Below are 16,233 nucleotides of genomic sequence, written 5' to 3'. Positions count from 1 at the left end.
CAGCAAGGCCAAGAGACCGAGCGGCGGCACCCAGCGTAAGGGCCGCAACGCGAAAGGCTCGTTAACAGCGAACTGGTAACGAGCCTTGACCAGTCTTGACCTGCGCTAACACTGGTGGACCATACGTGGCAGAATAGGAACCCGAATCTTCCCAGTTCAGGGGCCATCAGTGGCCATCGCGGCGGTTCGATACCGCGCCTCCCGACAAGATCATGAGTGCGAGATCGACCGGAGTCACGGTGAGTAACTTCACGATCAAGATCATGAAGCCGTGAGCATTATCTGCGGCATGACAGTAAGTTGCCTCGGCTGGAACGAATCCCGTGCGAGGATCGAACAATGGGCGAGGACGAGCCGGCGCCGAATTGTCGGCGGTGCAACAGGCCAGTGGTCGTCTCCCGTGACCAATACGAGGTGTTCGAAGGGATGCACTACGTCTGCTTCCACTATGAGTTCGAGCACGATCCGTTCGATCCCGATGACGAGTGTGGAGCCGGAGGATGCCCATCCGCCTCTGTCAGTCCACGTCCGGAGCGGCGCCCAGAGAACCGGTAGCGACCTGACCAATCACGGTTAGCCGCACGCCAGGTAGCCATGCGCAAGCCGCGAGGGATCGAGTGGTCAGTGCACTCGGATGCTCGGACGGTTCTACACGTTGCTGCCGTTCGCCACCGGTCCGGCGAACAGGAGGCCCTCGATCTTGTTGGACGAGCCACCGCACGGTCTGCGATCTGCTGAACCTGCCGCGATCCTGCGGTGCGAAACGTGCGGGGTTGCGGGGTGGGAGGACGATATGGACGTGCTGGTTGTGTCCCGAGCTCGGGGCGAGTGGGTGATGTGGCGGGTTGGGCGGCAGTGGCTCGCCTGGCGGCCTGCTCGCTACGAGTCGTGGTGGCCGTCCGCGCCGCCCGGATACAACTCGAATCCGTACTCCGCCCTGTTCTGCCTGCTGGCGACCATCGTTGTGCTGCCGTGGCGGGCGGTCACCAACCGGTGGCCGGTGATCTGCTACGTGACGGTTCCGTTCAACGTCGAGATGCGGATGCGGCGCAGCCGGCCCATGCCTCGCGCGGACGCGGACGTGGTGGCCCGGCGGTGGGCGGCGTACATCGAACGGTTCGACGCGCCGCCGCCTTATCCGGACGATCTGCGGTGGCGCACCGGGGAGGGGATCGGGTTCGACCTGGGGCCGGACGTGCCCGCCGATCCTGAGGTGACGCGCGGATGGCGTCTCGCCGACGTGCCGCCCGATCCGAGCTGAGCCAGGGCCGGCGGTCCCGCTCGGGCCAAGGGGCCCTTGCTCGGGGAGGTTGGGGTGACCTGGGGCGGGCGGCTTTGTCCGTCGAGTGAGTCGCGCTGCGGGACGTCCTGGCAGAGTGGTCGCGTCATGCGCGCCAGACCAACTCCTCGATGCGGTGTGGATGCGCCGCCCACATTTTAAAGTGCTTCCACCGAATTGCTAACGTCTATTAGATACTTGACAATCAGTTGTACGGCGATTGTGCGCCACTGCCATTTCCTGGACTGGCTGTATTTTGCGTTCGTGTAATCTTGCCGAGCTATGTTCGTGTGGACTGGAATGGTGTAGCGCGAAGCCCATTGCCGGACATATGAAGGCGATGCCACGCTTGAACGGCGCACTCAATTCGGCAAATCCGTAAAGACCCCGGTCGGCGATGAACGCGATCATCATGACTGTACGTAGCGCTCGTCGGGCCAAGGCAGCGTCGGCGAAGCCCGCGCGTCTGGTACTGCCGGACCTCACGCTGCTCAACACGAACGACCGGCCACGCGTGAGGCAACGGACCGGGCTGGCCGTACGGGTCTTGACGGTACGGGGCCTCGTACGACGGCGCCTACGGGCCACAGCGGATCACCGCCGAATGCCTAATTGGGCAGGTCAACCGCTACGGACAGGCGTCCCCGTGGGGAGCAGGTTTGGGATGTATCCGGCCATCGAGATTGACCTGCACTCCGACCGTATTTATGCAGCTCAGCGACATGATCCAAGCGCGCTCGAGGCCGCGTTCCGGGGCCCAACATTCGGCACCAACCTGCTCCCCCTCGAACGCATCCTGGCGAAACCGGGCCAGCTGCAGTGAAGTTGATCCGCCGGCCGAGGATGAAGGGCGGCGATGCGGGCGAAGCCGAGCTTCCTCAACCCGCGGTCGCCGAACTCCCGGAGGATGCCACAGCCGACCCGTCGGTGTGTCCTCGCTGCGGATTACAGCCTTCGCGCATTTATCGGCGGCAGGTCCGTGTATCGAGATTTGCAGGCAGCGCGTGCCAGCGCCGGTTGGCCTACGCCTTGGAGTCGGGCGACTTGCGAAGCCACAGATAGACGCCGGCCAGGGCGCATACCACTCCGAGGAGGACGATAGCTGTCTGAACGACGCCTGGGATGTCGTTCAGGAAGGGAAAGGCACGGGAAGCGGCCAGCACGAGGAAGGCGGCCAGAAACAGGACTACGGCAACCAAACGCTGCGGATTCACGAATACCATTGGATCATGCCGTGTCGAGCAGCCCCACGGCCAGGCGGCTCTGTTGCGTGGTAGATGGCCCCGTCCGTGCCGGTCAGTTCGCCGGTCCGGGTGCGGATTGGCGCGTGCCGTGGCGACGGGTGTCGAGTTCGCGCCGGAGCGCGGCGAGGATCTGGTGTTCGCTGATCGGTTTGCTGAGCAGGTTGACGCCGGCCGGCAAGGTGCTGCGGGAGGCGAGCATGGGTTCGGCGTAGCCGGACATGTAGATCACCGGTAGGCCGGGGTGGGCGGCCTGCAGGCGGCAGGCCAGGTCATGCCCGTTCATCTGCGGCATGATCACGTCGGTGAGCACGAGATCGATGCTCGCGGCGTGCTGGGAGGCGAGCTCGAGCGCCTCCTGGCCGTTGCAGGCGGCGATGACGGTGTACCCGTGCCGGGTCAGAATGCGGTGGGTCAGCAGACGCAGGCTGTCCTCGTCCTCGGCCAGCAGGATCGTTTCCCTGGGCCGGTGTGGAGGGTCCGGATCTCGGGCGTCGGGCGGCGTCTGCGCCTGTTCGTCCACGGTCTGCTCGGTGACCGGGAACGACGCGGTGAACGTGGTGCCCATGCCGACCTCGGAGGTGATCTGTGCGTGCCCGCCGGTCTGGGTGACGATGCCGTAGATGGTTGCCAGCCCCAGGCCCGTACCTTGTCCTTTGGGCTTGGTCGTGAAGAACGGTTCAAAGGCGCGGTCAATGGTGGTCTGGCTCATGCCGGTACCGGTGTCGGTCACTCGGAGCCGCATGTGTCGACCGACGTCGACCCCGGGGTGGTATGCAGCGTAGTACTCGTCGGCCATGAACGCGTCGACCTGCACCGTGATGGTGCCTCCCGTCGGCATCGCGTCGCGGGCGTTCACCACTAGGTTGAGCAGGACCTGCTCGATCTGGCCCGGGTCGGCCCGAACCGGCCACACCTCGTCGGCCGGGCGCGTGATGAGGTCGATGTCCTCGCCGATGGTCCGGCGTAGCAGCTCCTCCATGCCATGGACCACCGCGTTGAGGTCGATGATCTGGCGCGGGCTGACTTCGGCTCGCGCGAACGACAACAGTTGGCGGGTCAGGTTGGTGGCCCGGTCACCGGCCCGCACGATCTGCTGCAGGTCGTCGCGCATCGGAAGCCAGCGGGGATCGTCCTGCCCGGCGTCCTCGAGGTCGCGTACGCACATTGTGGCGTACCCGATGATGATGTTCAGCAGGTTGTTGAAGTCGTGCGCGACGCCCCCGGCGAGTTGTCCCAAGCTTTCCAGCCGTTGGGACTGACGCAGGCGGCGTTCGAGATGTTCCTTCTCTGTGATGTCCTCGATGACCGCGCAGCGAGCGGGCCGGCCGTTGAACGACAGCGCATGCGAGGTGAGGTTGACCTCCACGACGGTACCGTCCCGCTTGACGTGACGCAGCGGGCCCCAGCGGTCGACGGCGCCGGCATCGGCGATCGCCTCGGTGAGCATAGCCACGTCCTCGGGCAGGCACAGCCGGGTGATGTCCAGCGCGAGCAGGTCGGGCCGAGGGTACCCGTAGTAGCTCGCCGCGGCGTCGTTGACCTCGAGGAAGCCGAGGGCTTCGGTGTCGAAGACGAACATCGGGTATGGGTTGCTGTCGAACAGTTGGCGGTAGTTGTGTTCGAGTTCGCGGGCGGTCTGTTCGGCGCGGTGTTTCGCCATTTCGGCGGCCTGCCTGGCCCGCCGGTTCTCCTCGACCCGTTTGCGTTCGATGGCGTATCGCATGGCGCGCCCGATCGCGTCGCTGGTGGCGCCTTTGACCAGATAGTCCTCCGCCCCGGCGTGCAGGGCCCGCGCGGCGGTCTCCTCGTCGTGCAGTCCGGTAAGGACCACGATGGGCAGCCCGTCGAAGCGTTCGGTGAGGACAGTGACGGCCTGCAGGTCCTGGGCGTCGGGCAGGGAAAGGTCGACGAGCGCGACGTCGGCGCCGTCGCGCTCAAGGTGCTGGATGGCGGTCTGCAGGGTGTCTGCGACCTCGAGACGGCAGCGCACGGAGCCGTGAGCGATCGCGTCACGGCACAGCAGGACGTCGTCCTCGTCGTCCTCGACCAGCAGGACTCGCAGCGCGGCTGGATCGCTGTCGGGCATGGCGCTCACCTCGCTCGTCGTCTTACGGGTCCTACTGGGCGTTGTCCGGTGGGAGTTTGACGATGGTGAACCAGAACGACTCGATCGAGCCCACCACCGAGCGGAACTCGTCGATGCCGACGGGTTTGGAGATGTAGCAGTTGGCGTGGTGCCGGTAGCTCGAGGCGATGTCCTCCTCGGCCTCTGAGGTGGTGAGGATGACCACCGGAATGTCGCTGAGCTCCGGGTCCTCCTTGATCGCTGCCAGTACCTCCCGGCCGTCCATCCGGGGGAGGTTGAGGTCGAGCAGCACCAGGTCGGGTCGTCGGCTGCCGGCGTACTCCTGCTCACCGCGCAGGTACTGCATGGCCGAGGCGCCGTCGGAGACCACCTGCATGGTGATCTGCAAACGGCCGCTGCGCAGCGCCTCCTGGGTGAGGTACACGTCGTCCGGATCGTCCTCGACCATCAGGACGGTAATCGGACGTACGGCGGCCTGTGGTTCAGCCGGCGTGGACACCGAGTGCATCGGATTCCTTTCGGCTCGGCTCGTCGGGCGGCGCGGGCAGGACACACCAGAACGTCGAGCCGGCCCCGAGAACCGAGTCGACGCCGATCCGACCGCCGACGGATTCGACGATGCGTTTGCAGACCGCCAGCCCGATGCCGGTGCCGTCGTACTGCCCCCGCGGGTGCAGGCGCTGGAAGACCTGGAAGATTCGGTCCGCGTACGCCATGTCGAGGCCGATCCCGTTGTCAGTGACGGTCAGTCGCCAGCCCTCATCGAGGCGCTCGGCCCCGACATGGATTCGCGGTGGGGCGTCCGAGCGGTACTTGAGGGCGTTACCGATGAGGTTCTGCAGCAGCCGTTCGATCGACGCGCGGTTCGACTGAATGATCGGCAGCGGGTCGTGCGTCACGGTGGCTTGCGACTCGGTGATCGCGATGGCGAGCGAGTCGAGCACCGCGGTCAGAACGCTTTCGCAGTCCACCGGACGCATCTCGACCTGGCCACCGGCCCGGGAGAACATCAGCAGGTCCTCGATCAGGCGCTTCATCCGTGCGGCGGCGCCCACGATCCGGTCGACGTACATCGAGGTGTCCGCATCCAGGCCCGCCGGCATCCGTTCCACCAACAGCCCGGAGAAGCTGATGATTTTGCGGAGTGGCTCCTGCAGGTCATGCGAGGCGACGTACGCGAACCGCTGCAGCTCCTCGTTCGACCTGGCCAGCATGGCGTTTTGCGCCTCGAGCTGGTGGTTGACGTCCTCCAGCGCGGTTTGGGCCACCCGCAGCTGGGCGGTTCGTTCCTGGACGCGGTTCTCCAGCTGGGCGTTCATCGCCCGGATCGCGGCGGCGGCCGCACCGCGTTCGGCGACGATGGCGGCCTGCGCGCCCAGTTCACCGAGCAGCCGGGCGTCGTCCTCCACGAACAGCGGCCGGCGTCGACTCAGCAGGACGAGCGCACCCTGTTCGGCAGAGGGCAGCTGCAACGGCACCGCGGTCAACACCCGGGCGCCGGCCTGCCGCGCGTACGCCAGCAGCGGCGAGCCCGTCGCGGTCGGTGCCGGGACCGGCTGAGGGAGGTCCAGCACCTCTTGCAGATCCTGCGCGGTGGTGACCACCTCGGCCGGCCTGGCGTCCCCGCTGATCGCCACGCAGACCGGCCCGTTCTCGCCGGGTAGCAGCACGATCACCGTGCTGGCGCCGCTGGCCTCGCGGACCGTCCGCGCGTACCGCTGCCAGGTCTGCTCCGGCGTCTCGCTGATCGGGGCGTTCGCCATCTGCCGGTGCACCCGGTACGCGGTTCCACCGGACCACACCTGCCGCAGCCAGCGCGGCGGCAGGAAGGCCACCACGTAGCCGACTCCGGACAACAGGGCCAGCACCTCGCTGCTGAGGTGAATGACGTTCTCGGCCCGGTCGAAGGCCGGGCCGGCCCCCGCCGCCAGCAGGCACAGCCCGAGCACCGCGGTCGCCGAGGCGGCGAGTGTCAGCCGGGCCCGGGGCGCGCCGACACGTCGCCGCGCCTCGGCCATCAACAGGGTGGCCGCCCAGCCCTGCACGATGAAGAAGGCGATGACCGTGCTCAAAGTGACCACTGGTACCTGCCGCGTACCGAGGAAGTACCACGGCACCGTGGTCACCGCGAACACGGCGAACGCGCCCCAGCTGACGGCACGCGACACCGGCCGCACGGCCCGGACCAGACGCAGCGTCAGGCACGGCTGGGCCAGCAGAAGGGTGATCCCCAGCAACCCCGGGATTGTCGGGAGCCGCGGGATCCCTTCGACCTGCCTGATGATCTCCAACACGAGCAGGACGGTCATTGGGAAGAAGACGAGGGCCAGATCGCGCTGCAACGTGTCCCGGCGCCAGGCGTACGCGATCAGGGCCCGCACGAACACCAGGGCGAAGAATGCCTCGATGATCAGTGTGACCATGGCCGTCCCTCCCCGAGCCTGAGCCCAAGGTTAAGGACGCTTGGTAGCAATTCAGGCTGAACGGCATTTCCTCCGGTATCACCGTTTGGGGTGCCCGGGAGACTCGCGATGATCGGGATACAGATGCACGGTATGGGCGTCGACTCGGCCGCCGCGCCGACCGGGATCCTCACCCGCGCCCTGTCGTTCCCGCAGACCCGGCCGACCTGACCTCGGCGTCCCGGCCGTCGAAGGCGACGAAACGGCCGTCGGAAGCTCAACGTACGGTGACCGACTAGCTCGTCGCGGTGCCGTCGATGCACCCCTTCTTGACGCCGATCACCGTCACGGTGAGCCGCTTGCCGAGCATCGCGGCCGGGATCACCCACGTCGGGCGGTGGCCGCTTGAACCGCACCCCGTCCGCCGACCACTGGTACGTGAACGCATTGGGGCCGGCGTCCACTGCCCGTGGCGGCAGCGAGCGTGCCGCGATCACGGCCTGCCGCTGATCGACGGCGCCCTGATGACTCGCAGCACCGCGGTGATCGTGACCCCCCGGAAATTGCTTTCCGAAACACTGGCAGAGCTTTCCTCCACCTCATTTCAGCGCACGGACTTGAATATGGCCTGGCGTACTCAACTCGCCAAATCCGGAAACCCTCGTCGGCGATTAACACGATCATCATGACGGTACGTGGCGCTCGTCGGGTCACGGCAGCCGTCGGGGAGGCAGGCGCGTCTGGTATGGCTGGAACTCACGCTGATCAACACGGACGACCGGCCGCGCGTGAGGAAGCGGACCGGGCGCCGATCGTGCTGGCCGCGGTAAGGGTGCCGACAGCAGTCGGGGCCGCCGCGGATCACCACCGAATGCCTAAATGGGCAGGTCAGCAGCTATGGCCAAACGTCCGGGCGGGGAGCAGGTTTGGGATGTATCCGGCCATCGAGATTGACCTGCACCTCGACCGTATTCGCGCAGCTCAGTGACAGTGTCCGGCCGCGTCTGAGGGCGCGTTTTCGGGCCCTCAGCGTTCGGCACCAACCTGCTCCCCCATCGACGCATCCCTGGGAGGAAGACCGGCCACAATGTGGTGAACGCCGTTACGGCGGATGAGAGTGTCGGCCATGCGGGTGAAGCCGATCGTCCTTCACCCGCGGGCGCCGGCCCGGACAATGGCCACGATGCGAGCGAGAGCACGGCGCGCCATAGCGAGCACATCGCGGCATGACCGTACGCCGAGTTGGTCCCCGGCTGAGGTCACGTTGGGTAAGGCGCGTTTTGATGAGGCGCTGCCTGGTGCAGCGAGGCGGATCAGGCCGCGAACACCGCTTGGGTCGTACGCTGCGGGTATGACAGTCGCCCTGACCGAGGCCGAGCGCACCTACCTGAAGAACGAGCCGCTGGCACGTCTAGCCACCGTGGACGCGAGCGGCGCGCCGCAGAACAACCCGGTCGGGGTGTTCCTCGACGAGGCGACCGGCGACATCCTGATCGGCGGCGCCGCCATGGGTACAACCCGCAAGTTCCGCAACGTTCAGGCCAACGGCCGGGTCGCCGTCGTCGTCGACGACCTCGTCTCACGGGACCCATGGACCGTGCGGGGTCTGGAGATCCGCAGCACCGCGGTCGCGCTGCAAGACGTTGACCCGCCGGTGCCGTTCATGAGTCGTGAGGTCATCCGGATCACCCCCACCTGGGTCACCAGCTGGGGCATCGATCCCGAGACCCCAGGCCGGCAGAGCCGCCGCTCCTGACAGCCACCCGGGCCGCGATCAGACCGCGGTCCACCGCATGCACCTGGGCCCTCCCCGGCGGCAGCCGAGTAGGCGGACAGCACCACGGATACCAGATGCGAACAGACCCATCTACCGAAGATTCAATGCCGAGGAAGCAGCGCCTCACCGTGCGTCACGTCTCTTGATCAAAAACCAGAGCTCCCGTCGCGGCAGACATCAGTGAACCATTGCGCGATTCGGGAACGGCGGAAGTAACGGTTGGCCGTCATCCGCCGGCCGTCCTGCGTGGACAGTCCGGCACCCTGCTCGCGACCTACTCGACGTCCGAGGCGTCGATGCGGGCACTCGCCGCCGTGCTCGCCGGAAAGGCGAAAGCGGCCGGCCGGTCCCCGATTGCGGTGACCGGCCGGCCGCGCTCCGCCTGCGTGACGTGAGCTACCCGGCGCGGAAGAACGCCACCACCGCTTCGCCGAGGACGGCGGGGTCGAGCTGGCCGTGCGCCTGCCCTTCCAGCGTCTGCGACCGTGCGCCGGGCACCGACTCGGTAACCGCCGCGGCCGCGGTCTGCATGCGCACGGGGCTGGCGGTGCCCACCAGCACGAGCGTCGGCGCGGTCACCGACGCCAGCAGCTCGACCGGAACCGGCCCCTTACCCACGATGGCGGCGTCGTAAGCCAGGGTGTGCGCCACCGCCTCCATGACCGGCCAGAACGGCTGCGTCCGCATCCCGGCGACCATCTCGGCCGGCATGTCGGCGCCCCGGGTCAGGAAATCCTCGATCGCGAGATCGCGCCGGCCCAAGGTGACAAGGTCGGTCAGCTCCTTCTCCGTCGGCAACGGCGGGCGCTCCGGGTCGGTCACGAAGGGCGGCTCGAACGCGGCGAGGCGGGTGATCGGCACACCGGCCGCGTCGGCTCCCAGGGCCAGGATCGCGCCGGACGAGCCGCCGAACACCATGGCCTCGCCACCGGCGGCCGACACGACCGCGCCCAGATCCTCGATCTCGCGCTCCACCGCGTACGGGGCGGTGTCACCGCTGTCGCCCCGACCCCGCTGGTCGTAGCGGTAGACGGTGAAGTCGGCCGCGAGCTGGGCGGCGAGCCCGGCGGTGACCGGCTCGTTCCGGTCGCCGAACGCGCCGACGACCAGGACGACGGCCGGTCCGCTGCCTTCACGTTCGTAGGCGATCTCGGTGCCGTCGGCGGATGTGACGTGGTTCATCAGGGAGTCTCCTCTGCGGCTGTCGGCCGCTGTAGCTGCTCTGTCGTGTTCGGTCGGTAGGTCAGCACGAGGACGCCGTCGGGGCCGACCGGACGGGCCTCGACCAGGGTGAGGGCGGAGGGCTGGAAGTCGGAGCCGAACATCGTCTGGCCGGCGCCGACGATGATCGGGAAGACCATCAGCCGGTACTCGTCGACCAGGTTGTTAGCGGCGAGGGTGCGCACCAGTTGGCCGCTGCCGTTGACGAGCAGATCCCCGCCCGGCTCCTTCTTGAGCCGACTGATCGTCGCGACGACGTCGCCGCTCAGGACGGTCGTGTTGGTCCATGACGGCGCGTTCAGCGTCCTGGAGACGACATACTTCGGCATGCCGTTCATCTTCTCGGCGAACCCGACCTCGTCGGTCATGTTCGGCCACGCCGCCGCGAACCCGTCGTAGGTGACCCGCCCGAGCAGGAGCGCGCCGGCCTCCATCACCTCGTTGAGCTTGAAGGCGCTGCCTTCGCTGCCGCGGTCGAACTTGAACGCCCAACCGGCGCGGTCGAAGGCCGGGTCGTTCCCGGGACCCTCCATGACGCCGTCAACCGTCACAAACTGTGAGACGACGATTCTTCGCATGCATACCCCTTATCGCTCACCCCAAGGTTGGCCCGCGGGGCGGGGTCTGTCTTGCGAATCAGCGCCGCGGGCTTGCGTTACCGCGCCGCGTCGACCATCTCGCGGTAGACGCTCGGCGGCACCCCGTGCACGGCGCGGAAGAGCCGGCTGAAGTGGGCGGCGCGGACGGAATTCGCGCATGATCACGTGCGCGCTCATCGGCTACTTGTCCGGAAGCCAGTCCCAGGGCTACGTAACACTGTGTAGCGAAGCGCCTGGCGGTAGAAGGAGTTGGGCTAGCGATGATCGAGAACAATCCGTACGTGAGCGGACACGTACTCGTGGGCGGTTGGCCCGCCTCAGGAAAGACGACAGTCGCTCAAGCTCTCGCGTCCGGCCTCCGAGTCCCCTACCTCTCCAAGGACGAGGTCAAGGAGGCGCTGATGGACTCCTTGGGCGCACCCGGAACCGTCGAGCAATCACGTCAGCTGGGTGTTGCGGCTGTGCACGCCGTTCTCGGTGTCGCTCGAGGATGTCCGGCCGCCGTCATCGATTGCACGTGGTATCCGTATGCCCTGCCACTGGTGCGCGCTCTCGCTGGTCCCTTCGTCGAGGTTCGCTGCAAAGTTGACGTGGAGGTTGCTCGCGAGCGGTATCGACGCCGTGTCCGAGATGAGCGGCATTTGGACAGCCTGCGCACCGAAGGGGAGCTTTGGGGAAGCGAGGTCCCTGCTCTCGGGGTGGGACCCCTGGTGGAGGTCAACACCGCGCAGGCGGTCGACACGGCAGCCCTCGCGGCGGCCATCAGGATCGCCTTGGGGCCTGACGCCTCCAGGCGTTGACGACGCCGACTGATACCTGGTTGAGCAACCCTCGGAGCGCCCGCACCCCAACGACGCGGGAATGCGCGCGATCGCCAGGGCGACCGACCTCGACACGCTGTAGAACGCGATCGGCGGCCGCCGGAGTCAGTCCCCGGGCGGCCGGCCCGCGCCCGCCAGCAGTTTCATCATCAGGGCGATGAACTGATGCCGCTGCGCGCCCGTCAGAGGCCTCAGCACCTGTTCCTGCACGTCCTCGATGACCTTGTCGAGCTCCAGGAGTTGCTCGATGCCGGCTGGCGTGATCGTGACGATGTTGCGGCGCTTGTGCTCGGGGTCGACCGAACGCACGACGAGCCGGCGCGACTCGAGCTCGGACAGCACACCGGTGACGTCACTGCGATCCATCCCGGTCCCGCGGCCCAGGTCCGCCTGGCTCACCGGCCCGTACTCCTCCAGCGCGGCCAGCAGGCGGTAGTGGTAACTGCGCAGGCCGCGGCCGTATGACTCGAACCCGGCGGCGAGCAGACCCGACGAGAGGGCGAAGGTCCGGCTGATGAGCCAGGTCGGACGGTCCGCAATGCGTGCGGGCGGACTCGGCCGGTGATCCATGTCAAAACACTACCAGTTGTTGGTGCGCCCAACGCTTGCTATGTTGGCCATGCCAACAATTACTTCGACTCAGGAGACCATCGCATGACCGAGCGGATTCTCATCATCGGCCGAAGCCCAAGCGTCATTCTCGACACCACCGAGATCCTGCGCGGCCGGGGCTTCCACGCCGACGCGACCAATCAGTTCGACGAGGTCCTGACGGAGTACGACACCGCGAACCTCGACATCGTCGTCTTCGGCGGCATGGTTCCGCCCGCCACAAAGCAGCACCTAAGGGACGAAATCTCCAAGGTCAACGACCGCGTCACCTTCGTGCAGGGACTCGCCGGAATCGCCGGCCTCATCGCCGTCCAGGTCGAGGGCGCCGCGTCATCGGCCGACGACGACGACACCGTGGCGTACGACGCGACGCGGCGATCGGTGCGGCTCGCTCTGCGGGAGCCCGCCCGGGTGCTCGTCGAGGCCTGGTGGGGCACCTCGTTCGCGCCGCCCGAGCCGACGAGCACCTCAATGCGCGTGATCGACGCCCAGTTCGACGCCGGGGAGCATGTCATCCCGCTGCCCATCGAGGTGCCGTCCGTGGCCTCGTTCGTCACCGTGTCCGCCGGACCGGCCGTCCGCGCGTTCACGGTCGGCGGCATGCCGCAGGCGGTCACCCGCCTGGTACCGGCGGGAGACCCGGCCCAGCCCTCCGCGCTCCCACTCGTCCGGGCGGTGGCGACCCACAACCCGGGCTGACCAATCCGCGCCCCGCGACGTGTCCGGAGTGGCATGCCGCCGCCGCCAACCGCCAGCAGGCAACCACCACGGCACCCGCCAGGCCCACCACCCACGGCCCGCACCCCAGCAGTCGGACCGAGATCACCGTACGGAAGTTCGTGTCACCGAGGTGTCACGATAATCCAGAGTGGACACCGCACAATCGCAATACCCAAGGTCGCCGCCACACGCCGAAGGCCGGGCAGATCGCGGCAAGGAATACCTGCTCAAGGCCAGCTTCGGGAAATGCTGCGCTTACGCGAAGACCCTTACGCCGCACTCCCCCACAAGCCACAAGGAAGGACGCGATCAACGACAACTCCGCAAACCGTACGCCCGTTCGGGCAAAAGGCTTTGCATTGGCTGTCGAAAGTATGGCCTGACAAGCTCAAACGCAGCCGGGCGGCCTCCGTGGCTTGTCCTCGCTTGTCATGAGTTCGCGCTGTTCTCGGTGGGTAAAGCGGGGGCGGATCAGAACCGCCATGCGCTCGCAGGAGGTACACCAGAAGCTGTTAGCCACGGCGGCGCGGACGGCCGGCCAGCCCGCCCGGATGGCCCCCGATTACGGCGAGAACCGCGAGGCGTGGGCATCGGCATCCCGACCGACGCGACCCCCGCCTTCCTCGGCTTCAGCACGGCCCGGCACATCCTCGGGCCGTGCGGTCCTGACGTCGACTGCCGGGACCGTTGCCTGACCGTCGAGCCGCCGCAGGCTCTCTACAGCGAGGCGTAGAAGTCGAGGTGCCGCGCCGCCGCCGCGGTCCACGTGTGCCGTTGCGCAAGCGCCACACCCCGGGCTCGGCGGGCCGGGTCGGGCTCCTTGACGGCGAGCAGCAACGCCGTGGCGAGCGACACCGGATCCGCGCCGTAGCCGACGGCGGACCCGAAGACGTCCCGCAGCACCGGCAGGTCACGCACGACGACCGGGATCCCGGCGGCCAGGGCTTCCATGGCGGCCAGACCGAAGCCTTCTTTGACGGAGGGGAAGGCGAACGCGGCCGCCCCGGCGACCAGGCCGGGCAGTTCGTCGTGCGCGACCGGGCCGAGGACCACCGGCTCGACGGCGAGATCGCGAGCGCGTGCCTCCCACGCGGCGCGGTAGTCGCGGTAGTCGAACAGTGTCTCCCCACCGGCGATGACCAGCCGTGTGCCTGGTAGTTCCCGGCGCACCAGCGCATAGGCGTCGAGCAGGTCCAGCGAGCCCTTTCGGGGTTCGATGCCACCGACGGCCAGGAGATAGGAGCCGTGCCGGGTGTCCGGCGTAGCGGCGGCGAACCGGGCCGCGTCCACCCCGTTCGGGATCACTGCCGGTGTCAGACCCCAGCCGGCCCGTACCTCGGCCGCCACGGCGGCGGAGACGCAGATGTGCGCGTACGGGCGGACGATCGCGCGTTCGTGGCAGGCCGCCAGCTCGGGGGTGGTGAACTGGTCGAGGTGGTGGATCGTGCGCACGCACCGGTCGACGGCGTTCGCGCTGATGCAGTCCTGGGCGTGCGCCACGTCGTACGCCTCCGGGGTGAAGGCCGCCCGCAGGACCGCGATCGAGCGCAGAATGCGCGGTCCGACGCCCTCGTCCGGCACCTCCGGGAACGGCACGACGACCAGCCGCACCCGCGGGTCGACCGGCCGGAAGAAGCCCGCGTCGCCGCCGCGTCCCAGCGTCCACACCGTCACATCCTGTCCCCGCTCCGCCAGCGCCTCCGCCAGGGCGAGCGTGTGCACGACACCGCCGCGCGGCCGGGTCGAATAGCTCAGCAGCGCTATCCGCATCACTCCGCCGCCCGGTAGGTCGCCGGTCGCAGCTCGCGCAGGTGGTTCAGCACCCGCCGGGCGTTGCCGATCTCCTGGACCACGTCCAGCTCGGCCACCGCGAGCCCGGCCTTGGCCCAGGTGCGGGCCAGCACGTTGCCGGCCGGGCCGACCACCTTGGCCTGGCCGAGGAAACGCATCCCGCCGGCCGCGCCGGTCTGGTTGGAGGAGACCACCACGATCTGGTTCTCGGCGGCCCGGGCGCAGTCGTAGAGGTCGAACAGCCGGGACTGGCGGTCCTGGGACAGCTTCGGCGCCGCGTTGGTGATGCTCGCCGGCCACGCCGACAGGCAGGCCACGATCTGGGCGCCGTCGAGCGCCAGGGTGCGTGCCGACTCGGGGAACGTCTTGTCGTAGTCGATGAGCATGCCGACCCGGCCGACGGGGGTGTCGAACGCCGCGAACGTGTTCCCGGCCCGGTAGGCGATCCCCTCGGCGGCCGGCAGGTGCACCTTGCGGTGCCGTCCGAGTATGCCGTCGCCGGTCAGGCAGACGGCCGCGTTGTACCGGTCGCCGCCGTCGGCCTCGCAGAACCCGACGCAGACCACCATGTCCCGGGCCAGGCCACGGATCCGCTCGAAGATCGGGTCGTCCGGCTTGAGCGCCGGCGGGAACGCGGCCGGGTCGGGGTGGCGCAGGTCGGCCAGGTAGCCGCCGATCGCCGCGTCGGGCAGCACCAGCAGCGCGGATCCCGCTGCCCGGGCGTCGTCGATGAGCTTGCCGATCCGCCCCAGGTCGTGGTCGAGGTCGCGGCCGAAGTGTGCCGCGGCGGCGGCGATCCGAGTCAACACGCTCACATCATCGACGCCGCGTGCCCGCGGTAGGTGTCGGGGCGGCGGTCCCGAAGGTGACCCATCGACCGGCGGGCCGCCGCCAGCGCCGTGCTGACGTCCACATCGGCCACCGCCAGGCCAGGTGCGGTGCCGGTCGTGGCCAACACGTCGCCGCCCGGGTCGACGACCTTCGCGCTGCACACGAAGCGCAGCGACCCGAACCGGCCGGACTGGTTCGCCGACACCCAGACCACCTGGTTCTCCAGCGCGCGTGCCCGGTCGAACAGGTCGAACCGCCGGGTCCACCGGTCGTCGGCCAGGTCGGCCGGGGCGTCGGTGCGGCTGCCCGGCCACGCCGAGACCACCACGATGATCTCCGCGCCGTCCAGCGCGAGCGCCCGCGCCGACTCGGGGAACGCCTTGTCGTAGCAGATCAGCAGCCCGATCCGGCCGACCGGGGTGTCGAACGCGGCGAACGAGTCGCCGGAGTCGTAGCTGGCGCTCTCGCGCAGCGGCTGGTGCACCTTGCGGTGGTTGCCGAGGACCCGCCCGTCGTGCACGCAGACCACGCTGTTGAACCGCTTGTCCCCGTCGGCCTCGCAGTAGCCGGCGCACACGACCGTGTCCCCGGCCAGCGCGGCGAGCCGGGCGATCTCCGGACCGTCGACGCGCAACGCCGGCGGCTCGTCGGAACCACCGTCGAGATGCGCGAGGTAGCCGCCGAGGCAAGCCTCGGGCAGGGCCAGCAGTTGTACGCCGTCGGCCCGCGCCGTCGCGATCAGCTTCTCGATCGTCGCGAAGTCCCCCTCGAGATCCCGATCGAACGCCTCGGCAACGGCGGCCATCCTGATCACACTCATGCCCTGCCTGCCTTTCGTGTGGGCCAGTTG

Annotated in this window: 16 protein-coding genes; 6 read left to right on the top strand and 10 right to left on the bottom strand. The window is 68.2% G+C overall.

The features are described from left to right. The first annotated feature begins 793 nt into the window (after positions 1-793). Together ACIA5D_RS46465 and ACIA5D_RS46460 are read left to right on the top strand one after the other, a co-directional pair. Complete coding sequence (locus tag ACIA5D_RS46465; RefSeq protein WP_396037100.1) at positions 794-1,261, top strand: hypothetical protein; 468 nt, start codon at positions 794-796, stop codon at positions 1,259-1,261. A 682-nt stretch (positions 1,262-1,943) separates the two neighbouring features. Next, positions 1,944-2,102, top strand: coding sequence for a hypothetical protein (locus tag ACIA5D_RS46460; protein ID WP_396037099.1), 159 nt, complete (start codon positions 1,944-1,946; stop codon positions 2,100-2,102). A gap of 199 nt (positions 2,103-2,301) precedes the next feature. On the opposite strand, the gene ACIA5D_RS46455 is transcribed toward ACIA5D_RS46460, so the two are convergent. The 4 genes from ACIA5D_RS46455 to ACIA5D_RS46440 form a co-directional block, all read right to left on the bottom strand. Beyond that, the gene (locus ACIA5D_RS46455; protein WP_396037098.1) at positions 2,302-2,502 is read right to left on the bottom strand and encodes a hypothetical protein; all 201 of its coding nucleotides are present in this window, start codon (positions 2,500-2,502) and stop codon (positions 2,302-2,304) included. Positions 2,503-2,575: 73 nt separating this feature from the next. Then, positions 2,576-4,609: a response regulator gene (locus ACIA5D_RS46450; RefSeq protein ID WP_396037097.1), complete on the bottom strand. Its 2,034-nt coding sequence runs from the start codon at positions 4,607-4,609 to the stop codon at positions 2,576-2,578. A gap of 31 nt (positions 4,610-4,640) precedes the next feature. Beyond that, the gene (locus ACIA5D_RS46445) at positions 4,641-5,057 is read right to left on the bottom strand and encodes a response regulator (RefSeq protein ID WP_396037096.1); all 417 of its coding nucleotides are present in this window, start codon (positions 5,055-5,057) and stop codon (positions 4,641-4,643) included. Positions 5,058-5,091: 34 nt separating this feature from the next. After that, a complete protein-coding gene (locus ACIA5D_RS46440; protein WP_396037095.1) occupies positions 5,092-7,032 on the bottom strand; it encodes an ATP-binding protein in 1,941 nt (646 codons plus the stop codon). 1,330 nt (positions 7,033-8,362) lie between these two features. Between ACIA5D_RS46440 and ACIA5D_RS46435 the strand changes: the two genes are divergently transcribed. Next, positions 8,363-8,767: a PPOX class F420-dependent oxidoreductase gene (locus ACIA5D_RS46435; RefSeq protein WP_396037094.1), complete on the top strand. Its 405-nt coding sequence runs from the start codon at positions 8,363-8,365 to the stop codon at positions 8,765-8,767. Positions 8,768-9,184: 417 nt separating this feature from the next. Here ACIA5D_RS46435 and ACIA5D_RS46430 read toward each other — a convergent pair whose 3' ends face one another. Both ACIA5D_RS46430 and ACIA5D_RS46425 read right to left on the bottom strand, forming a co-directional pair. Beyond that, entirely contained in the window at positions 9,185-9,970 is a 786-nt protein-coding gene (locus ACIA5D_RS46430; protein ID WP_396037093.1) for an alpha/beta fold hydrolase, read from the bottom strand. Further along, positions 9,970-10,587, bottom strand: coding sequence for a dihydrofolate reductase family protein (locus ACIA5D_RS46425; RefSeq protein WP_396037092.1), 618 nt, complete (start codon positions 10,585-10,587; stop codon positions 9,970-9,972). Before ACIA5D_RS46425 ends, ACIA5D_RS46430 begins: the two co-directional genes overlap by 1 nt. A 281-nt stretch (positions 10,588-10,868) precedes the next feature. Here ACIA5D_RS46425 and ACIA5D_RS46420 point away from each other — a divergent pair, with 281 nt between their 5' ends. Beyond that, entirely contained in the window at positions 10,869-11,408 is a 540-nt protein-coding gene (locus ACIA5D_RS46420; RefSeq protein WP_396037091.1) for an AAA family ATPase, read from the top strand. Positions 11,409-11,534: 126 nt separating this feature from the next. On the opposite strand, the gene ACIA5D_RS46415 is transcribed toward ACIA5D_RS46420, so the two are convergent. Further along, complete coding sequence (locus ACIA5D_RS46415) at positions 11,535-11,999, bottom strand: MarR family winged helix-turn-helix transcriptional regulator (RefSeq protein WP_396037090.1); 465 nt, start codon at positions 11,997-11,999, stop codon at positions 11,535-11,537. 84 nt (positions 12,000-12,083) lie between these two features. On the opposite strand from ACIA5D_RS46415, the gene ACIA5D_RS46410 reads away from it, so the two are divergent. Then, positions 12,084-12,740: a hypothetical protein gene (locus tag ACIA5D_RS46410; RefSeq protein WP_396037089.1), complete on the top strand. Its 657-nt coding sequence runs from the start codon at positions 12,084-12,086 to the stop codon at positions 12,738-12,740. Between the two features lie 604 nt (positions 12,741-13,344). Beyond that, entirely contained in the window at positions 13,345-13,494 is a 150-nt protein-coding gene (locus ACIA5D_RS46405; RefSeq protein WP_396037088.1) for a hypothetical protein, read from the top strand. Here ACIA5D_RS46405 and ACIA5D_RS46400 read toward each other — a convergent pair. Genes ACIA5D_RS46400 through ACIA5D_RS46390 form a run of 3 tightly spaced genes read right to left on the bottom strand, consistent with a single transcriptional unit; the run spans position 13,479 to position 16,203 of the window. Further along, complete coding sequence (locus ACIA5D_RS46400; RefSeq protein WP_396037087.1) at positions 13,479-14,531, bottom strand: MSMEG_0565 family glycosyltransferase; 1,053 nt, start codon at positions 14,529-14,531, stop codon at positions 13,479-13,481. The genes ACIA5D_RS46405 and ACIA5D_RS46400 overlap by 16 nt on opposite strands. Beyond that, positions 14,531-15,361, bottom strand: coding sequence for a carbon-nitrogen hydrolase family protein (locus ACIA5D_RS46395; protein WP_396037086.1), 831 nt, complete (start codon positions 15,359-15,361; stop codon positions 14,531-14,533). The genes ACIA5D_RS46400 and ACIA5D_RS46395 overlap by 1 nt, the downstream gene beginning before the upstream one ends. A 2-nt stretch (positions 15,362-15,363) precedes the next feature. After that, positions 15,364-16,203 (bottom strand): carbon-nitrogen hydrolase family protein, encoded by an 840-nt coding sequence (locus ACIA5D_RS46390; RefSeq protein WP_396037085.1) that lies wholly within the window; start codon positions 16,201-16,203, stop codon positions 15,364-15,366. Positions 16,204-16,233 lie beyond the last annotated feature (30 nt).

Origin of the sequence: Actinoplanes sp. NPDC051513 (assembly GCF_044454685.1) — a bacterium.
Taxonomy (GTDB): domain Bacteria; phylum Actinomycetota; class Actinomycetes; order Mycobacteriales; family Micromonosporaceae; genus Actinoplanes.
Note: the sequence above shows the minus strand (reverse complement) of the source record. Positions and strands in the feature narration are given on the sequence as shown.